The 19,482-nt window shown below is 57.6% G+C and carries 21 protein-coding genes; 17 read left to right on the forward strand and 4 right to left on the reverse strand.

Annotated features, from left to right (window positions below):
- Positions 1–87 precede the first annotated feature (87 nt).
- The 13 genes from nirB to FHS19_RS35050 all read left to right on the forward strand — a co-directional run bounded on the left by nirB (position 88) and on the right by FHS19_RS35050 (position 12,548).
- Positions 88–2,523: a nitrite reductase large subunit NirB gene (gene nirB / locus FHS19_RS24145; protein ID WP_183584335.1), complete on the forward strand. Its 2,436-nt coding sequence runs from the start codon at positions 88–90 to the stop codon at positions 2,521–2,523.
- 12 nt (positions 2,524–2,535) lie between these two features.
- Positions 2,536–2,853: a nitrite reductase small subunit NirD gene (nirD, locus tag FHS19_RS24150; protein WP_183584336.1), complete on the forward strand. Its 318-nt coding sequence runs from the start codon at positions 2,536–2,538 to the stop codon at positions 2,851–2,853.
- Between the two features lie 23 nt (positions 2,854–2,876).
- Entirely contained in the window at positions 2,877–3,746 is an 870-nt protein-coding gene (locus FHS19_RS24155) for a formate/nitrite transporter family protein (RefSeq protein ID WP_183584337.1), read from the forward strand.
- Complete coding sequence (cobA, locus tag FHS19_RS24160) at positions 3,743–4,510, forward strand: uroporphyrinogen-III C-methyltransferase (protein ID WP_183584338.1); 768 nt, start codon at positions 3,743–3,745, stop codon at positions 4,508–4,510. The genes FHS19_RS24155 and cobA overlap by 4 nt, the downstream gene beginning before the upstream one ends.
- Positions 4,511–4,905: 395 nt before the next feature.
- Positions 4,906–5,430 (forward strand): sigma-70 family RNA polymerase sigma factor, encoded by a 525-nt coding sequence (locus tag FHS19_RS24165; protein WP_183584339.1) that lies wholly within the window; start codon positions 4,906–4,908, stop codon positions 5,428–5,430.
- Complete coding sequence (locus tag FHS19_RS24170; protein ID WP_183584340.1) at positions 5,423–6,817, forward strand: DUF4179 domain-containing protein; 1,395 nt, start codon at positions 5,423–5,425, stop codon at positions 6,815–6,817. The genes FHS19_RS24165 and FHS19_RS24170 overlap by 8 nt, the downstream gene beginning before the upstream one ends.
- A gap of 188 nt (positions 6,818–7,005) precedes the next feature.
- Complete coding sequence (locus tag FHS19_RS24175) at positions 7,006–7,416, forward strand: DUF4395 domain-containing protein (RefSeq protein ID WP_183584341.1); 411 nt, start codon at positions 7,006–7,008, stop codon at positions 7,414–7,416.
- A 226-nt stretch (positions 7,417–7,642) separates the two neighbouring features.
- Positions 7,643–8,698, forward strand: coding sequence for a lactonase family protein (locus FHS19_RS24180; RefSeq protein WP_183584342.1), 1,056 nt, complete (start codon positions 7,643–7,645; stop codon positions 8,696–8,698).
- 128 nt (positions 8,699–8,826) lie between these two features.
- Positions 8,827–9,015 (forward strand): hypothetical protein, encoded by a 189-nt coding sequence (locus tag FHS19_RS24185; RefSeq protein ID WP_183584343.1) that lies wholly within the window; start codon positions 8,827–8,829, stop codon positions 9,013–9,015.
- Between the two features lie 277 nt (positions 9,016–9,292).
- Positions 9,293–10,411: a sulfate ABC transporter substrate-binding protein gene (locus FHS19_RS24190; protein ID WP_183584344.1), complete on the forward strand. Its 1,119-nt coding sequence runs from the start codon at positions 9,293–9,295 to the stop codon at positions 10,409–10,411.
- Positions 10,412–10,452: 41 nt separating this feature from the next.
- A complete protein-coding gene (cysT, locus tag FHS19_RS24195; RefSeq protein WP_183584345.1) occupies positions 10,453–11,286 on the forward strand; it encodes a sulfate ABC transporter permease subunit CysT in 834 nt (277 codons plus the stop codon).
- 57 nt (positions 11,287–11,343) lie between these two features.
- Positions 11,344–12,204 (forward strand): sulfate ABC transporter permease subunit CysW, encoded by an 861-nt coding sequence (gene cysW, locus FHS19_RS24200; RefSeq protein ID WP_183584346.1) that lies wholly within the window; start codon positions 11,344–11,346, stop codon positions 12,202–12,204.
- Positions 12,205–12,329: 125 nt separating this feature from the next.
- On the forward strand, positions 12,330–12,548 hold the full coding sequence (locus FHS19_RS35050; protein ID WP_183584347.1) for a YezD family protein: 219 nt from the start codon (positions 12,330–12,332) through the stop codon (positions 12,546–12,548).
- A 293-nt stretch (positions 12,549–12,841) separates the two neighbouring features.
- Here FHS19_RS35050 and FHS19_RS24210 read toward each other — a convergent pair whose 3' ends face one another.
- Together FHS19_RS24210 and FHS19_RS24215 are read right to left on the reverse strand one after the other, a co-directional pair.
- Positions 12,842–13,705, reverse strand: coding sequence for a hypothetical protein (locus FHS19_RS24210; protein ID WP_183584348.1), 864 nt, complete (start codon positions 13,703–13,705; stop codon positions 12,842–12,844).
- Positions 13,706–14,011: 306 nt separating this feature from the next.
- Positions 14,012–14,662: an MgtC/SapB family protein gene (locus FHS19_RS24215; protein ID WP_183584349.1), complete on the reverse strand. Its 651-nt coding sequence runs from the start codon at positions 14,660–14,662 to the stop codon at positions 14,012–14,014.
- A 182-nt stretch (positions 14,663–14,844) separates the two neighbouring features.
- Between FHS19_RS24215 and FHS19_RS24220 the strand changes: the two genes are divergently transcribed.
- The 3 genes from FHS19_RS24220 (at position 14,845) to FHS19_RS24230 (ending at position 18,076) form a co-directional block, all read left to right on the forward strand.
- Positions 14,845–15,567, forward strand: a complete 723-nt coding sequence (locus FHS19_RS24220) for a DUF421 domain-containing protein (protein WP_183584350.1) — start codon at positions 14,845–14,847, stop codon at positions 15,565–15,567.
- Between the two features lie 79 nt (positions 15,568–15,646).
- Entirely contained in the window at positions 15,647–16,279 is a 633-nt protein-coding gene (locus tag FHS19_RS24225) for an NAD(P)-dependent oxidoreductase (protein WP_183584590.1), read from the forward strand.
- Between the two features lie 168 nt (positions 16,280–16,447).
- Complete coding sequence (locus FHS19_RS24230) at positions 16,448–18,076, forward strand: NAD(P)H-hydrate dehydratase (protein WP_183584351.1); 1,629 nt, start codon at positions 16,448–16,450, stop codon at positions 18,074–18,076.
- 25 nt (positions 18,077–18,101) lie between these two features.
- On the opposite strand, the gene FHS19_RS24235 is transcribed toward FHS19_RS24230, so the two are convergent.
- Complete coding sequence (locus FHS19_RS24235; protein WP_183584352.1) at positions 18,102–18,572, reverse strand: hypothetical protein; 471 nt, start codon at positions 18,570–18,572, stop codon at positions 18,102–18,104.
- Between the two features lie 274 nt (positions 18,573–18,846).
- On the opposite strand from FHS19_RS24235, the gene FHS19_RS24240 reads away from it, so the two are divergent.
- Positions 18,847–19,098 carry a hypothetical protein gene (locus FHS19_RS24240; RefSeq protein WP_183584353.1) on the forward strand — a complete coding sequence of 84 codons (252 nt, stop codon included), beginning with the start codon at positions 18,847–18,849 and terminating at the stop codon, positions 19,096–19,098.
- A 69-nt stretch (positions 19,099–19,167) separates the two neighbouring features.
- Here the strand turns inward: FHS19_RS24240 and FHS19_RS34640 are convergent.
- A partial coding sequence (locus FHS19_RS34640; protein WP_221224081.1) for a hypothetical protein occupies positions 19,168–19,482 on the reverse strand: 315 nt, incomplete at its 5' end.

The raw sequence follows: 19,482 nt of genomic DNA on the forward strand, positions 1-19,482 counted from the left end.
CACTCTGTCCGGGGCCCGAAGGCGGGCTTTTCTGGTTTTTGCGTACAAGAGTCAGAAGATTGGACTATTGAGGGGAGCGGAAGAGACATGGCGAAGAAAAAGCTGGTCATGGTCGGTAACGGGATGGCAGGGGTAAGAGCGCTGGAGCATCTGCTGAAGCTGGCGCCGGATGCGTACGAAATCACGATTTTCGGGGCGGAGCCCCATCCCAACTACAACCGGATCATGTTGTCATCGGTCCTTGCGGGCGGTGCGGATATTCAGGAAATTGTGATCAATGACTGGGACTGGTACAAAGAAAACCGGATCGAATTATATACCGGGCACACGGTGACCCGAATCGATACGAAAAACCGCGTCGTATATTCCGATCAAGGTGCGGAGGCGAAATATGACGTACTGATTATGGCGACGGGCTCCAATCCGTTCATGCTCCCGCTTCCGGGCGCGGATAAGGAAGGCGTAATCGCCTTCCGGGATATCAAGGACTGCGAAACGATGATGGAGACGTCCCAAAAGCATAAAAAGGCCGTGGTCATCGGCGGCGGACTGCTGGGACTCGAAGCGGCGAGAGGGCTGCTGCACCTCGGCATGGACGTCTCGGTCGTCCATATCCATCCTTATTTAATGGAACGGCAGCTGGACGAGACCGCTTCGCGGATGCTGCAGCGGGAGCTGGAAGCCCAAGGGATGACGTTTCTGCTGAGCAAGCATTCCGAATCCATTATGGGGCGCAAGCGGGTCAAGGAGCTTCGCTTCACCGACGGCACCCGGGTCGACGCCGATTTGATCGTCATGGCGGTCGGCATCCGGCCGAACGTGGCCCTGGCGAAATCCGCCGGAATAGAGGTCAACCGGGGCATCGTCGTCAACGATTATATGGAAACGAACATTCCCGGCATCTATGCCGTCGGCGAGTGCGCGGAGCACCGGGGCATCGCCTACGGACTGGTCGCGCCCCTGTATGAACAAGGGGCCGTGCTCGCCAAACGGCTTGCGGGCGTCGATACCGCCGGTTATGCCGGCTCCGTGACTTCAACTAAATTGAAGGTATCGGGCGTAGATGTATTCTCCGCGGGGCATTTTGCCGAGCCGGAGGGCACCAGGGCTTTGCGTTACCAAGATGAGGTAGAGGGCGTGTATAAAAAGATCGTCATCCACGACGACCGGCTCGTCGGCGCCGTCCTGTTCGGGGACACGGGCGACGGCTCCAAGCTGTTCTCGCTCATGAAGAGCCGGGAATCGGTCAAGGGCCGGGAAAAGGAGCTGCTGCTCGGCTTTTCCGTCGGCGCCGGATCTTCCGTATCGCCGGAAGAACGGCTGGCAGGTCTGCCGGATGACGAGATCATCTGCGGTTGTAACGGCGTCACCAAAGAGACGATCAAGGACGCGATCCTGAATAAAAACTGCACGACCGTGTCGGCGGTCAAAGCCTGCACCAAGGCGTCCGGATCTTGCGGCGGCTGCAAACCGCTCGTCGAGGGTCTGGTTCAGCTCTTCGCAGGCGATGCGGCAGGTGAGCCGGTCAAAGAAGGCATATGCGGCTGCACGACGCTGAACCGGGACGAAATCGTTGCGGAAATTACCCGGATGGGACTGAAGTCCATCAAAGAAGTGATGAACGTGCTGGGCTGGAACAATCCCGAAGGCTGCTCCAAATGCCGTCCGTCGGTGAACTACTATTTGGGCATGCTGTTCCCCGAGTCTTATAAGGATGAAAAAGAATCCCGGTTCACCAACGAAAGATACCACGGGAACATTCAGAAGGACGGAACCTATTCCGTGGTGCCGCGGATTTACGGCGGTGTCACTTCCCCGTCCGAGCTGAAGAAAATCGCCGAGGTCGCCGAGAAATTCGACGTGCCGATGGTCAAGATCACCGGCGGGCAGCGGATCGACCTGCTTGGCGTCAAAAAGGAGGATCTCCCGAAAATGTGGGAGGAGCTCGACATGCCTTCCGGCTATGCATACGGTAAAGCGCTCCGCACGGTCAAAACCTGCGTCGGTTCCACCTTCTGCCGGTTCGGTACCCAGGACTCCATCGGCATGGGCATCCGGCTTGAAAAAGAGCTGGAGCGCCTGAGTACACCGGCCAAGGTGAAACTGGCCGTGTCGGGATGCCCGCGGAACTGCGCGGAAGCGACTATCAAGGACTTCGGCGTGGTCGCCATCGACGGCGGCTGGGAGCTGCATGTCGGCGGCAACGGCGGCGTGCATGTGCGGGCAACCGAACTGCTCTGCGTCGTGAAAACGGAGGATGAAGTGGTCGAATGGGCGAGTGCCTTTATTCAATATTACCGCGAGCATGCGCAGTGGAATGAACGGACATCGGTCTGGATTGAGCGGGTCGGGCTGGACAGCGTGAAGAAGGCGCTGGAGAAGAAGGAAGACCGAGAGGCGCTTCATGGACGGTTGAAGCTGGCGCTCAGCACGCAGAAGGATCCGTGGAAGGAGATTTTATCCGACAAGGAACTCCGCAAAAATTTCGAACCTCTGCCGAATGCAGAGCCTGTGAAGAACTAAGGGGGGAACGGGATGGTTAAACATCTGATCGGAAACATATCGGAGATCGATCCGAAAGGATCGCGGACGGTGGTGCTGGAGGGGACGGAAATTGCCTTGTTCCGCTTAAGCGACGGCGATATTTTGGCGGTGGAGAACAAGTGCCCGCACAAAGGAGGAAAGCTCTCCGAGGGCATGGTATGCGGCAAGGATGTGCATTGTCCGCTCCATGACTGGAAAATCGACCTGCGCAGCGGGTGCGTGCAGGAGCCGGATACCGGCAAGGTCGGCACCTATGAGGTTGAGGTGGATCCGGTAAGCGGGGCGATTTATTGCCTGACGGAATCTTAAGCGGGAGAAAGGAGGAGCAGCCGATGGATTACGTAAAACCAGGCGAGGTTCTAAATGACATGATTGAGGGAGGCGCGAACAAAGCAAAGCTGAGTCCGGGGCAAATGCTGGTGCGCAGCATGCTCGCGGGGGCAATTCTGGCCTGTGCCACGACGCTGGCCTTTACCGCTTCGTCCCAAACGAATATTCCGATGGCCGGTGCGCTTATTTTTCCCGTAGGCTTTGTGATCATCGTGCTGCTCGGGCTGGAGCTGGTGACGGGGAGCTTTGCACTGATTCCGCTGGCGGTGCTGCAGAAAAAGGCCTCGTTCCGCTCCATGCTCGGCAACTACGGCTGGGTCATCCTCGGCCATGTGATCGGCTGCCTGGTCTATGCGGTGCTGTACGGCCTGACCATCACCAAAATGGGGCACGACATGAGCAGCCCGCTTGTCCAGACGATCATCAAGACGAGCGAAGCAAAGACGCTGGCCTATAGGGAGCTCGGCGGCGAAGGCCTGCTGCTGGTCGTGATCAAGGCAATACTGTGCAACTGGATGGTGACGCTGGGCGTGGTCATGGCGTTTACATCCAAGTCCACCGCGGGCAAAATCGCAGCGATGTGGCTGCCGATTCTCATCTTCTTCGGCCAAGGATTCGAGCATGCCGTCGTCAATATGTTCGTCATTCCGGCCGGCATGATGCTCGGCGCCAAAGTCAGCTTTGCCGATTGGTGGCTGTGGAACCAAATCCCCGTGCTGATAGGCAACTTCTTTGGCGGCGCTTTGTTTACGGGCGTGGCGTATTACGTGTCCATCCACGGGTTTGGCAAAAGCAAGTCCGGCGCGATCGGATCGGCCGGAGCCCGCGGCTCCATGGAGGCGGCGGCTGTGTCTGCCGAGCGCAGCCGATGAAGCCGGGCATCGTGTCCATCGTCGGTGCCGGTCCCGGTGATCCGGAGCTCATTACGGTAAAGGCGCTCCGGCGGATCCAGGAGGCGGATGTCATCTTGTATGACCGCCTGGTAAACAAGGAACTGCTTGGGTACGCGAAGAAAGGCGCGGCGCTCGTCTACGTCGGCAAGGCACCGGGGCAGCATGCGGTGCCGCAGGCGGAAATCCATGAGCAGCTCGCCGCGTTCGCCATGAAGGGCAAGCAGGTCGTGCGGCTGAAGGGCGGCGACCCGCTAATCTTCGGCCGCGGCGGCGAAGAGGCGCAGGAGATGGCGGCGCGCGGCATCCCGTTCGAGTTCGTGCCGGGCGTGACCTCGGCCATCGGCGCCGCCTCCTCGGCGGGCATTCCGCTGACCCACCGCGGGCGGAGCGCCTCGGTCGCCTTTGTCAGCGGCTCGAGCTGTGCCGGCCGGGACCAGGGGCCCCGCTGGGACCTGCTCGCCCAGGGCGTCGACACTCTCGTCGTGTATATGGGTGTCGCCGGCATGGCGGACATCTGCCGCGAGCTGATCGCTCACGGCCGGCCGCATTCGGCTCCGGCCGCGATCGTCGAGCAGGGGACGAGCGAGCAGGAGCGGGTCATCACCGGCACGGTGGGCAGCATCCACAAGCTGGCTTCCCTCATGCATGTCAAAAACCCGGCGCTGCTCATTTTCGGCGAGGTGGTGCATGTGCGGGAACAGCTGCTCCGCCTGGCCGAGGAGGCTGAGGAGCGAATCGGGTAATTTTAGGAAGGCCGGGAGAAGGGGACAACCACAGGGGGGTTCCGGTCTACCGAGCGGCTGATTGATAAAAAGGGAAGGACCGTCGTTAAGCAGGTGCGGACTGCTTAACGACGGTTCCTTTTTTGTTTATTTGGTCTCCCGGGGGCGTTCTTCAGAGTCATGATCTCTTTTTCCGAAAAAAATTGAACTTCATTTAAAACCGTTCCGTACTTCCCGCAGTCATTATAGAGTATAGAATTATAAATTTTCAGCGGAGCTGAAAGTTCTATACTCGCATGGCAAACTTCCTCAAATCGCGGTCTGTCTTCTTTGAAAGTACGACGATAGATGTTTGTCTTGTATATACAGACGCTGGCAGGGCTGGCGAAGGGGAGAGGGAAAGGGGGGGTCTGACGATGGAACAAACCGAGCTGGCCGCCGCAGCATGCCGCGGGGACGAGCAGGCTTTTCACATCCTGGTGTCCGGGCAGCAGAGGCGCTTGTACGGCATCGCCTACAGCTATCTGCATCATGAGCAGGATGCGCTTGAAGCGGTGCAGGAAGCGGTATGCCGGGCCTGGATCAAGTGCGGAAAGCTGAAGGATCCGGGAGCGTTTATCCCGTGGCTGATCCGGATCCTGATCAACTGCTGCGTGGATGAGCAGAAGCGCAAGAAGAGATTGCAGCCGCTTCCGGACAACGCGGATATCCGGTCAAACGAAATGATCAGCGACAGCAAAATCGATCTGGAGCGCGCCTTGGACCGTATGAAACCGAAATACAGGCACGTGTTGATGTTGAAATATTATGAGGATATGACCTTAACCGAAATAGCCCGGGTGCTGGACCGCCCGGAGGGCACGGTGAAGACGTGGCTGCACCAAGGTCTCGAGCAGCTGCGGGGGAAAATGGAGACGGGAGGCGAGTTGTTTCATGGTTGAGGAAAAGGAGCGCCTGCTGGAGCAGTACTTTCAATCCGCGGCTATCGCAAGCCGGCGAATACCGGAGCCGCTGCTGGAGGAAGCAGTGGCGGCCGGCCTAAACCGCGGCAAGCGGATCAGGCGAAGCCGGGCGGTCATGCGCCGATCCGCGGTTTTCGTTGGAACCATAGCGGCCGCGATGCTGCTAGTGATCGGGATCGCATTTCCGCAAGCTTACAGCCCTTCCCGGTTGAGCGGCTTGGCGGCCAAGCTAATGGACAGAGCTGAGGTTCCCGATTATGTTGAGCAGCTGGCCGGGGAACGGGGAATTTTGCGGGAAGCGCTGGACGACGGGAAATATCAGGCTATCGAACGGACAGCTTCTTATGGCGGGTATCAGGTCACGGTGGACGGCATGCTGACAGACTTGAACCATGTCGTCCTGTTCTATACCTCCAGTGGTGCCGGGGAGCGGATTACGCCGGATTCGCCAAGGCTGTTCACCCTGGGATATGATCCATTGAACGCCGTCCAGTTCATGGCAGGCTCCCAGCAGTTTAAAGGCGTTACGGAAGAGGGCGGGATCTATCACGACATGATCATTTTTGATCTTCCCTTAGGCGAAACGCTGCCGTCTGAGTTTTACTTGGCAGGTCGCTGGCGGAACGAAGGGGGTCCGGTCCCTCAAGACCAGTGGCTGGAAGTGAAGATCCCGGTGAAGGCCAACCGGCTGGCCGTTCTGGAGCGGGTCATTGATGTCAACCGGACGCTGGACTTCGACGGACAGAAAATCAAGGTGTCGACCGTGAAGCAGGATGTGCAGCAGCTGGAGATCACCTTGCTGGCCGATCCGTCTAACGACAAGCGTGCAGAGCGAATGTATGGGCTGATGCTGTATAACAATCGGAAGGGCGGGTATACGGCGTATAATCTCGTTACGATGGCTTCGAATGGAGAGGGCTGGGAGTTAGGCTATTTTGCTCCTGAATACCAGCGCGGAGATCCGCTCATTTTAACAGGTAAAGGACTGGAAACGGCGTTTGAAGGCGAGAAGAAGATGGTGATTAACACCGCGACGAAGACGCTGGTTCAAGCTCCGGACAGCCGCCTGAAGCTTGAGAGCATCAAACGGTCAGGCAGCTTTATCCGGATCCGGACCGCGATTAAAACTCCATTGCAAGGTATGGCTTACGTCGCACGACCGAAAAGCAAATTTAAGGACGCGAACGGGGCTTTTTATCCCCTTCCGCAGGATGGGGGAGTTCACGAGGCGTGGAACAGCAGAGGTGAGTGGAGTGAATATTATTTTGATATCCCGGCCAGCCAGTACGTCCAGCCGCTCACTTTTGACCTGAGGGATTACCCCGGCGAACTGATACTGCAGGATTTTAAAATTGAGATCAAGTAATCAACACGATAATAGAAGGGCTCTGCCACGGCAGGGCCTTTTGCCTTAGGACGCGATAAGCGTTTTAGATCATAAAAGATTAATTGCGTGAACCACATCTCAGTTTATTCCTATTGTACTCATCGGATTAATATTCTATAGTAAGGTCAAAGACCCCTATCTCTTCTTTAAAAGGACGGTGTAACCCGATGAAGGAAATTCCGGAACCCTATGTCAAAGCGAACCAGACCGGCATCGTGCTGTTTGTGATCCTGACCGCCGTGTTCAACCAGCCGTACATTTTGCTGGCGCTGTGGATCATTCAGGTGCTGGGGCTGCTGACAGGGAAAAATGCGTTCGTGCTCCTGGCCAAACCTTTGCTGCGTGTCCAAGGTAAACCGACTCAGGCGCTGGAACTGCAGCGGTTCAACAATGTGCTGGCCGTGCTGTTTCTGACGCTGTCACTGCTCTTTTTTGCGCTGCAGCTGCCGGTGCTCGGATATATTTTCGCGGCGATGCTGTTTCTGGCGGCATTCGCGGCACTGTGCGGTTACTGCATCGGCTGCACGGTATATTTTCAATACAAGCAGTTTAAAGCGAGAAGACGGCTCCATTCATAAAGGTTAAATAAAGAGAAAGCGGCCCGCTCACCGCTCTATACGTTCCATCTCATTTCATCAAGGCGCTCGCAGGAGCGCCTTTTTGCTGCGTCCACGCCCATTAATCAGCCGCAGGCAGTCGCAGAGAATAAAATAGGGTAATATATAGAATGAACTAAAGAAATGAATCTTCTATAATTAATTCAGATCATGATACTATTTTTGAGTGAATAAGGAGTGGTGAACGGTGAATACGGAAAATAAAAGCTTCTTCTATACAGGTACATACGCCCCTGAGGCGGAAAAGGGGATTTTCCTCTGTTCCCTCGACACGGAAACCGGAGAAATGGCCGTCGTGAACGGCCTGCCCGGCATTGCCAATCCCTCGTATCTGACGCTGAACGCGGCGGGGGACCGGCTGTATGCGGTGAGCGAAACGGGAAGCGGCGAGATCTTCGCCTATTCGATCGACAACGAAACCGGCGAGCTGCATCTGCTGGACCGGATGCCTACGGAAGGGGCGGACCCCTGCTACGTTTCCTTGACCCGGGACGGGCAGTTTGCGATGGTGTCCAATTATTCCAGCGGGCATATCAATGTGTTCCGGATCGGCGAAAACGGCGGACTGGCGGAGATGAGCTCCATCGTCAAGCACAGCGGGCGCAGCATCCGGGATGACCGGCAGGAAGGGCCGCATCCGCACTCGATTTTTCAGGACGCGGAAGGACAGTTTGTGCTGGTCTGCGATCTGGGGCTGGATGAAATCGTACTCTACCGTCTGGAAGACGGCAAGCTGGTGACCCACGGGGAAGTGAAAACGACGCCGGGAGCGGGACCGCGCCATTTTGATTTTCACCCGTCCGGCAAGTGGGCATACGGCATTAACGAGCTCGATAATACGGTGACGGTGTTTGCCTACAACACGCAGGCCGGCGAGCTGAAAGTGCTGCAGAACGTCTCGACGCTGCCTGAGGATTTTGCCGGGAAGAGCTTCTGCGCCGACATTCATATTTCTCCTTGCGGACGTTTCCTGTACGGGTCCAACCGGGGAGATGACAGCATCGTCCTGTTCCATATCAACGAGTCGACCGGTGAGCTGACCCCGGTGGATTGGGTATCCACGGGCGGCGAGTTCCCGCGCAATTTCGCGATCATTTCCGGATACCTGCTGGCGGCCAACCAGAACACGGGCAATATGCTGTCGTACAAAATCGACTCCGCCACCGGGCGGCTGACCCCGACCGGCTTTGCCCTGGAGCTGCCGAAGCCGGTATGCATTCAACAGTGGGTGAAAGGCAAATAGCAGGATGATTTCTCAACGACCAAAACCAGGGTTCCATTTTATGGTTCCCCTGGTTTTTTTGTTGTGATACATTGGGTGTAGGCTCTCTTGCATTTCCGATAGGGTGGAGCGATGAAAGGGGGGATAGGATGAGGAAGTTCCGATGGATCGATTACGCGGTTGTGTTTGTCCTCGTTTTTGGTCTAGGGATCGTCAATATTGTCCCGCCGGCCAATTTCGTTGCCATTGCGGCCAGTCTCGCCGTATCCGCCATCCTGGTCAGTCTGGTGGTCGGCACCGTCACAAACCTGGTGTTCAGGTCCAGAAAGAGAAATTGATTTTGTGAAAAAAAGGTTTGACAGGTACGCTTCGGCTCACTACAATATAGCCATATAACATACTAATCAGGTAGGAATAATTACAGATTGCAGTTCTCACCGTACGGACGGAGGAACTTCTGGAACAGGCGCAGACAGGTCAATTCATGACCGTTTTGTCTGCAGGCTGTGCCGGATTTTCCTCTGTCCTTTTTTGCTTGGCGAAACACCGGCCACACCAAGAGATTTCCCGATGAATCAGTCAGGCCGTACATTTTATCACTGGGGAGTGGGTCATATGGTACACGTATGGGGAAGAAAACAAATCGTAAGGCGGGGATTGAGCACAGGGCTGGCGCTGCTGCTGACCGCCGCGCTTGCCGCCTGCGGAAATGGAAGCGGCAGCGGAAGCACGGACAAAGAGGCGGGGGGCACCGCCGAAGGGAAAAGCACGGAGGCACAGGCGGGCAGCTCGGCCAAACCGGTTGAACTGCTAAACGTCTCCTACGACCCGACGCGGGAGCTGTACGAGAACTACAACAAGGCGTTTGCGGCCTATTGGGAAAAAGAAAAGGGCCAGCAGGTCACGATTAAGCAGTCGCATGGTGGCTCGGGGGCGCAAAGCCGTTCCGTCATCGACGGACTCGAAGCGGATGTGGTCACGTTGGCGCTCGGCTATGACATCGATGCGATTCAGAAGAAAGGTCTGATCAATGAGGGCTGGGAAAGCAAATTTGAGCACAACAGCACACCGTACAGCTCGACCATCGTGTTCCTGGTGAAAAAGGGCAACCCGAAGAACATCAAGGATTGGGGCGATCTGATCAAAGGTGATGTGGAAGTCATTACGCCGAATCCGAAGACGTCCGGAGGCGCCCGCTGGAACTACCTGGCGGCCTGGGGCTACGCTTTGAAGCAAAACAATAACGACGAGGCCAAAGCGCAGGAGTTCGTCAAGGAACTGTTCAAGCACGTACCGGTGCTCGACACCGGCGCCCGCGGAGCGACGACGACCTTCGTGGAGCGCGGCATCGGCGATGTGCTGCTCGCCTGGGAGAACGAGGCCATGCTGTCGGTCAAGGAGCTTGGCCCGGACAAATTCGACATCGTCTATCCGTCGGTCAGCATCCTTGCCGAACCGCCGGTCGCGGTCGTCGACAAAGTCGTGGATAAGCGCGGAACCCGCGAGGTTGCCGAAGCTTACCTGAAGTATCTGTACTCGGAGGAAGGCCAAACGATTGCCGCGGAAAACTTCTACCGGCCGACGCTGGAAAGCGTCAAGGAAAAGTACAAGGACAAATTCCAGGACATCAGCCTGTTTACGCTGCAGGATGTGTTCGGAACGTGGGATGAGACGCAGCAGAAGCATTTCAGCGACGGAGGCATTTTCGATCAAATTTATACGCCTGGCAGCTGATCGGCGCACACAAGGCCGAAGGCAGGAAAGGATGAACGGTCATGAGTCAAGTGAATGCGGCCCGGCGGAGGGTGCTGCCGGGTTTTGGGCTGACGCTGGGATACAGCGTGCTGTACTTGAGCCTGGTGGTGCTGATCCCGTTGTCGGCGCTCCTCTTAAATTCTACGGGGCTGAGCTGGGAGAAGTTCTGGCATGTGGCAACCGACCCGCGGGTGCTGGCCTCTTACAAGATCAGCTTTTTGACCTCGGCGGCGGCCGCCCTGATCGACTCGGCCCTGGGGCTGCTGATCGCCTGGGTGCTGGTGCGTTACGAGTTTCCCGGAAAAAGGCTGTTTGACGCGCTGATCGACCTGCCCTTTGCGCTTCCGACCGCGGTGGCGGGGGTCGCACTGACCGCGCTCTACTCGCAAAACGGCTGGATCGGCTCGCTGCTGGAGCCGCTGGGCATCAAGGTGGCCTTTACGCAGCTGGGCATTACGATTGCGCTGATGTTCATCGGCATCCCGTTCGTTGTGCGGACCGTGCAGCCCGTGCTGCAGGACGCGGAGCGGGACGCCGAAGAGGCGGCCGCCACACTTGGGGCGAAGCGCTTCCGGACGTTCCGGACCATCATTTTGCCGGAGCTGATTCCGCCGCTCTTGACGGGTTTTGCCCTGGCGTTCGCGCGCGGCATTGGGGAATATGGGTCGGTCGTGTTCATTTCGGGCAATATGCCGATGAAGACGGAGATCGCGCCGCTGCTCATCATGTCGAAGCTGGAGCAGTTCGATTATGCTGGCGCCGCCGCCGTAGCGATCCTGCTGCTGCTGATCTCGTTTCTGCTGCTGCTGGTCATCAATTCGCTGCAGCGGTGGACGCGGCGCTCGGTGCGGTAATGCCCCGCCGGGCTATCCCCTATGCTCATGTGTCACTAAGAAAAGGAGGGCTTCCCTATGGCAGGTACCGTGCCCATGACTTCCGTCCAAACGAGTGCCCAGGCTTCTCCGGCCACGACGGAAGCGGCCTGGGTGAAATGGCTGCTGATCGCGGCGGCCGGGCTGGCGCTGCTCTGGCTGATCGTGCTGCCGCTGCTCATCGTCATCACCGAGGCACTCAAGAAGGGTTGGGATGTGTACGTCGCGGCTCTCGCCGATCCGGACGCGCTGTCCGCCCTGAAACTGACGCTCATCGTTGCGCTGGTGACGGTTCCGCTGAACACGGTGTTCGGCATCGCCGCCGCCTGGGCGATTACTAAATTCAAGTTTCGCGGCAAAGGGGCGCTGATCACGCTGATCGACCTGCCCTTTGCGGTGTCGCCCGTGATCGGCGGACTGATCTTTGTGCTCGTGTTTGGGGCGAACGGATGGTTCGGGCCCTGGCTGAGCGACCACGATATCAAAATCATTTATGCCGTGCCGGGCATCATCCTGGCGACGCTGTTCGTGACCTTTCCCTTTGTGGCCAGGGAGCTGATCCCTCTGATGGAGGACCAGGGCACCCAGGAGGAGGAAGCGGCCGTAACGCTGGGAGCACGCGGCTGGCATGTATTCACCCGGGTGACCCTGCCGAATATCAAATGGGGCCTGCTGTACGGGATGATCCTGTGCAACGCCCGCGCCATGGGGGAATTCGGGGCGGTGTCAGTCGTCTCCGGACACATTCGCGGACAGACGAATACACTGCCGCTGCATGTGGAGATTTTGTACAACGAATACCAGTTCTCGGCGTCGTTTGCGGTGGCGTCGCTGCTCCTGCTGCTGGCGCTGGTCACGCTCCTGATTAAAAGTTGGCTGTCGTGGAAAAATGCTCATTGACAGCGATTTTACCTGCGTGATAATGTTAAACCATACTAAATTGGTTGGAAAAGAAGGATTATTTTTGCATTCATCCCCAATGGCTCATATTCCTTAAAATCCAGGAACTAAAGGAGGCGTCAATTGTGGCAAAACCTCTTATCATTGATGAAGTATGGAAGGAACGTATTGCGAGTCAGCTGAACGATATGGAATTCGGTTCGCTTCACATCGTTGTGCATGAGGGACAAATCGTGCAGATGGAGCGGACGGAACGCAAACGGTACGAGAACACGCCGGGCAGTTCCGTAAAGGCGGCGGCCAGAGCCGAGCGGAGGACCGGAAGGGAGTCCGGGCTGCGCTAGCCTCGATTGTCCCCCGTCAGTATGACGAACGGATATGAATAACCCCGCTGAATGCCTTACCTTCCATCGTGGAAGGGGCAGGACAGCGGGGTTATTTTTTTAGAGATCAGAAAGTATAAGTTTCGGAGCCTCTGCTTCCTGATCTCGCAAGAAAAACTTCAGCTAAACGCGGTCTGTCTTCTTTGAAGGTACGTCGATAGACGTTTTTCGTATGGCATAGTCACGTACGGAACGTCAACCCTAATCCTCAAGCGAAACGAGGGGAAGGTCTGCAGGTTGCAGGCTTTGGAGACTCAGCGATCCTTCGTTTCCTCCTCGTTGTCTTTGGATACTTCGCGGTGGCCGGCATAGGGCCGGTTCCGGCGGGTGGGCTTGGGGTTTAGGTTAAAGCCGAACAGGAACAGCACCACCTGGACGGCAAGTATGTAAGGTGCCGCGGTCAAACCGAGCAGGTGCAGAAGCGCCACCACGGCGATGATCAGGGCGAGCAGCCGGTACAAAATGCCCGGCGTATCCCTTCGGGTATCCATGATGACCCAGTACAGAAAGAGCGTGGCCGCGAGGCACGAAATGAGCCGTGTCCACAGCTCCAGGCTTGTCCACGACAGGGCGGCGGCGCCGCTGTCCTGAAAGCCGTTATACAGCTGGATGAACCAATACAGGGTGAGGACCAGGGCGGCGAAAGGAACCGCCGGGCGGATCATTCTCCAGAAGCTGGAGCCCCATCCGGGATTGTCTATTTTGCGGATCAGCACCGATTGTTCATGAATCCGCCGGTGGATTTCCCGGTCCAGCATTTTCTGCAGCATCAGCATCCGGGAGAAATCCCGTTCACGTATGTAAGCATCGATCATGTCCAGCAGCTCCGGAGTCATCAGCGGGGCTGCTTTGCATTCCTGAAGCAGCTGGATAAGCTGGTCCGGTTCTTGGGCGCCGACATGGGCGGCCTCCACTTCTTCGCCCAGGACGCCATGCGCCCGGCTGTACAGGGCGAGTGAGCGCTGCAGCAGCTCCAGCCGGGCGGCGGCCTCCGCCCGCAGGGAACGGGATGTGCGGATGTACAGCCAGAGGAAGACGATGACCGCGAGCCCTGCTACGATCAAATTCGATTCCGTTCCGGTAAGCCGGTCAAGGCCGGCCTGAAAAGCAAGGGACAATAACGCCACCTCCCTTCATTATTATTTTATCAAGATCAGGGAATTTCAGTATTTAGAGCCAGGCCGTATGCAACAATGATCGCAAGAAAAACTTCCACTAAATGTGGTCTGTCTCCTTTGAAAATGCATCAATAGCCGTTTTTCTTTAGATCATGGAATTTCAAACTTAAGGCGAAGCTAAACAAAATTCAATGATCGCAAGAAAAACTTCCGCTAATTGTGGTCTGTCTCCTTTGAAAATGCATCAATAGCCGTTTTTCTTACTATTGCATAACCGTTACGGGATTTCAACAGGTTAAACCTGCGCTAATCGAGGTTTGCGGATAATATATGAGGCAGCTCATCCATCTCCCGCAGCAGATCCTGCAGCGTCCCGTTATGCTTGGCCCTGGCCTTGATGTTCAAGTGATACAGGCTGCTTTCGCCCGGGTCCTGTTCGAGCTGGTACGAGGTCACCGCAATCTTCCTCGCCGACAGATGCTCCAGAATCGGCTTCACCGACTCTTTGCTGTCCAGCTCAAACGAAATGCTGAGCGCTTTGCCGGTTTTGAAAATACTCAACAGCTCCAGGCCGATCATGACGAGAATTGTGGCGCTGATCCCGGCGGCATACATGCCCGAGCCGATGGTCAGGCCGATGCCGGATGTAGCCCACACGCCGGCCGCGGTCGTCAGGCCGCGCACGCTTTTCCGCTCGATAATGATCATTCCTGCACCCAAAAATCCGATGCCGCTGACGGCTTGGGCGGCGACCCGGCTCGGGTCGAGGGCCACGTGGTCATGGTCCATAATGTCGAAGAAACCGTATTTGGAGACCAGCATAATTAATGCGCTTCCTACCGCAACGAGAAAGTGGGTGCGCAGCCCCGCCTCCTTGGCCCTCAGCTCACGCTCCAAACCGATCACGGCTCCAAGCAGGCCGGCCACGGCCAGCCGGAGGATAAATTCACCAATCATGTGACAACAGCTCCTCTCCACGCTACAAATGTTTTTTGCAACTATCAACCATCCACCGTCCCTAAAGTACTGCTCCTCAGGTAACATTACCCATTCCGCCCGCCAAAGCCAATCGGGATTTTCACTCCCGCCCTGAATTGGGTAAGTATTGAGCAAATGATGAGACACTGGAGGCGGAGGCTATGGATTACGGCTTGATCACCATAAAATTAATTACAGGGTTCATCGGCTTGTGGCTGATGACCCGGGTTCTCGGGAAAAAGGAAATTTCCCAGCTGACCCCCTTCGACTTCGTCTCTTCGCTTATGCTGAGCGAGCTGGTGGGGAATACGGTATACCAAAAGGACGTTCACTATGGCCAGCTCCTGTTCGGACTGGCGGTTTGGTTCATCCTATCGTATTTATTTGAAAAAGTCACCCAGTATGCACGCCGAACCCGGGGGCCTTTGGAGGGTACGCCTTCCATATTAATACACAACGGGAAAGTGGATATGCGGGAAATGAAAAAGAACCGGCTGGATTTCGAGCAACTGCGCATGATGCTGCGTCAAAAGGATATTTTTTCCCTGCGTGAGGTTGCTTATGCCATTTTTGAAACGAACGGCTCGCTCAGCGTTCTGAAGAACGCGGATTTTGAAGCGGTCCAAAAACAGGATCTGGATTTGGATTCGGATCCATCCTGCCTGACCTATAATCTGCTGGAGGATGGGGACTATAACGACGATAAATTGCAGCAGATCGGCAAAGACCGGAAATGGCTGGCGGCCATGCTGAAGGAGAAAGGCTTCAGCGATCCCGGTAAGCTCGCCTATGTCGAATGGGAGGAAGGGAAAGGATTATACATTTTGCAGCATAACCGGGAAGGGCAGGCCGGGAGCGGGCGGCTCCAAAAAGCGGAAGGATAGCATGCGGAAGACAGGTCATGTAGAATAATAACAGGCATAACAGCGAAGGAGACAATAACCTATGGAAACGATCAATGCAATGCATATCACGATATTTGGAGCCAGCGGACAGGTCGGAAAAGCCATCGTTCATGAGGCGCTGAAACGCGGACACGGGGTCACGGCCGTCGTGCGGGATCCCTCGAGGCTGAACGAGGAGCACGAACGGCTGAACGTGGTGACCGGAAACATTCTGGACCCTGCTTCGGTGGCGAGCGTATGCGAAGGGCAGGACGCGGTCATCAGCGCGTACGGTCCGACGTTCGGCGAGGAGCAGGAGCTGCTGGAAGCCGCGCGCTCGCTCATCGAGGGCGTACAGCGTGCCGGCGTGAAGCGGCTGCTCGTCGTCGGCGGGGCGGGCAGCCTGAAGACCGGACCGGACACGCTGCTGATGGATACGCCGGAATTTCCGCAGGAGCTGGTGCCGCTGGCCAGGGCGCATGCGGATGCGTACGATATTTACAGACTCTCCGACCTGGATTACAGCTACCTCAGCCCGGCAGCGGTGCTGGAAACCGGAGGGCGCACCGGCAACTTCCGGATCGGCATGGACATGCTCATCACCGATGAGCTGGGCAGCAGCCGGATCTCGATCGAAGATCTGGCCGCGGCCCTGATCGACGAAATGGAGGATCCGTATTTCGTCCGCACTCGTTTCACAGTGGCTTATTAGGCTAGCGATGAGGTACCGACGGTTGGGCGGGCTGCCTCTAGTTTAAGTACCCGGTCGCTAACTGCCTTGGAATTGAACAATACGAGGGTACCTTTAAAAACAGCTGGATGACATCGAAGACAACCCCACACGCCTGTGGGGTTGTTTCATATAAGGAGGAGACGGCAGATGTATATCGTGACATCCGACGAAATGAGAGAGCTGGACCGCCGAACGATCGAGGAGGTAGGCATCCCGGCGGTGGCGTTGATGGAGAACGCTGGCAGAGCCATCGCGGAGGAGGTGATCCGGTGGTGCCGGGAGCGCCGCAATGCAAGCGGCGGCAGCCGGCAGGGCGCCGGGTCCAAGAGTGAAAGCCCGGGCGGTATTGTCCCGGCGGTGCAAGGAGACGCCGCGCTCTGGCTGGAAGAACCGGAGCGCGAACATTGGCTCGTCCTGGCCGGCAAGGGCAACAACGGCGGGGACGGCCTAGTAGCGGCGCGGTACTTGCGCGAAGCGGGCGTCCGCGTCACGATCGTATACGCCGCTGAACCCGGCAGCCTTACCGGCGAGGCGGCCCTGCAGCGGGACGCGGCCCGCGCGTTGGGCATCCCCGTGCTCGTCCACGGCCGGGACGACGTGGACTTTACCGCCTGCACGGGCATCGTGGATGCCCTGCTCGGCACCGGCAGCCGCGGCGCGCCGCGCGGCGCCTACGCCGAGCTGATTGCCGCGGCGAACGGCAGCGGCAGGGACATCGTGTCGGCGGACATCCCGAGCGGGCTGGACGCCGACACGGGGGCCGTGCACGATCCCTGCATCCGTGCACGGCGGACCGTAGGCCTCGCGTTCCTGAAGCGAGGCATGTCGCAGTTCCCCGGCGCGGAAGCCGCCGGGGAGATCGTGGTGCGCGCCATCGGCATCCCCGCGCTGCTGTGCGCGCAGCAGAACGTCAGCACGTTCCTGCTGACGGAGGAGGTGCTGCGCAAGCGGCTTGGGGTCGATACGGCGCGCCGCCGCTCGCCGGACGGCCATAAAGGCACGTACGGCCACGTGCTTGTGACGGCGGGCAGCCTGCCGATGAGCGGCGCGGGCCTGCTCTGCTCGCGGGCGGCCCTGCGTGCGGGCAGCGGCCTCGTCACCTGGGCGCTGCCGGGTCCGCTGCTGCCGCATATGGCGGGCGCCGCGCCGGAGGTCATGCTCGCCTCGGCCACCGCTGCCGAGTGGCATGAGGCCTCCGCCGCCCGCGTGCTCGAGCTGCTGGCCGGGCGCGACGTACTCGCCGTCGGCCCCGGGCTGGGGCGCTTTGAGGGCGATGTCCGGTGGCTGCGCACGCTCTGGGAAGAGGCGGCATGCCCGCTGGTCGTCGACGCCGACGCGCTGAACATGCTGGCCGCCAGCGACGACCTGGACGCGTGGAAGCCGCGTCGGGCGGACACGGTGCTGACGCCGCATCCCGGAGAAATGGCCCGGCTGGCCGGCTTGTCCACCGCCGAGGTGCAGCGCGACCGGATCCGCCTGGCGTCCGAATACGCCAAGGCGCACCGGGTGACGCTGGTGCTCAAAGGCGCGCGGACGGTCATCGCCACGCCGGACGGCGATGCGTTCGTGAACGCGACCGGCAGCCCGGGCATGGCGACCGGAGGCGCCGGCGACGTGCTGACCGGCATCATCGCCGGGCTGCTGGCCCAAGGCGCAAGCGGCCCGCAGGCCGCCACTTTCGGCGTGTACCTGCACGGGTTGGCCGGCGAAGCCGCGGCGTCGCGCCGTGCCCATCCGGCATCGCTGGTGGCGGGCGATATCATCGAAGCGCTGTAGCCGGCCGAAGCCGCCAAAGCGGCAGCTACAGAAATCCCCAGCATAGCAGGGGGATGAGCAGGGCGAAAATTAGCGTAATGAGCGAATCGCGCACAAACAGCTTTTTCCCGGCGTAAAACAGCAGCACCGTACACATGCCCGCCACCGTGGAGGCGATATGGTCCGTTCCAGCGGCGTCATGTACATACAGCGCATAGAAGCACAGAAATCCGGCCGCCGCGTAGATCGAGATTTGTTTGTCCCTGGACAGGGGAGGCAGCGTGTACAGCGTAAAATCCGCCAGGATAGAGGCGGTCATCGCATAGCCGTAGACCCAGTAGGACAAGGGAATGGGCAGATCGGTGTCCGTGGCCGTGGGAAGCTGATCCTGAAGGGGAAGCATGCCGGAGAGCAGCACCAGCAGGAGCAGTGTCAAGCCGGCCGATGCGAGCTTATTCAGGGCGTACAGCCCCGATTTGAGCCTGGATGAGACAAAGGGGGAGCGGTCTGAATTCATCAAGTTTCTCTCCTTGTAATTCCATAGTACGTAGTACAGCATAATCGGATGCTGGCGCAAAGGTGACTGGGGGATGTCACCTGTAAGCGGCAGAGGGATTAGCGGTGCAGGTTTGGAGCTTTCCGCTGCCGGGAGGTGCGCTGGGGAAGATCTGCAGCTGAAATGGGAAGTACGTGTCAGGCTAGGCGGCCTCATAGGCTCCAAAAGAAGCGCCAAACGACAGCCAAGGGCTCGGGAGCTGGAGCTCTCGGGCCAAGAGGGAGGATGATGCCGGATGCAGAAATGGGCGGCGGCGATTGGTATTTTTATCATTGCGGCCTTTGGCCTGATGCTTATATATATGGCCTCGCGAGGATACATCGATTTCGTGGTCATCGCCGGATTCAGCGCCGTGCTGGCCGTTCTCAGCGTCGTCCTGATGAATCAGCGCGAGCTGCTCCGAAACCAGCGAAGGGACAGGGAGGCGCGCATCCGAAAGTATCAGGAATCGCTCCGCGGGGAGGACGACGGGGCTTTCCCCGGCTGAAAAAGTAAAAATTAGCGTGAATATGATCAAAATACCGTCAAAGTTGCTGGCGGTATTTTTTTTATAATATCAAGTATAGATTCCAGAGCTATTGCTTCCTGATATTGCAAGAAAAACTTCCTTTAGATGCGGTCTGTCTTCTGTGAAGGTACGTCGATCGACGTTTTTCTTAAGATTATAGAATTTATAAATTTCAGCGAAGCTGAACCATTCTATAATCGCAAGAAAAACTTCAGCTAAATGCGGTCTGTCTTCTGTGAAGGTACGTCGATCGACGTTTTTCTTCAGATTATAGAATTTATAAATTTCAGCGAAGCTGAACCATTCTATAATCGCAAGAAAAACTTCAGCTAAATGCGGTCTGTCTTCTGTGAAGGTACGTCG

This window comes from Paenibacillus rhizosphaerae (assembly GCF_014192015.1).
Classification (GTDB): domain Bacteria; phylum Bacillota; class Bacilli; order Paenibacillales; family Paenibacillaceae; genus Paenibacillus_AQ; species Paenibacillus_AQ rhizosphaerae.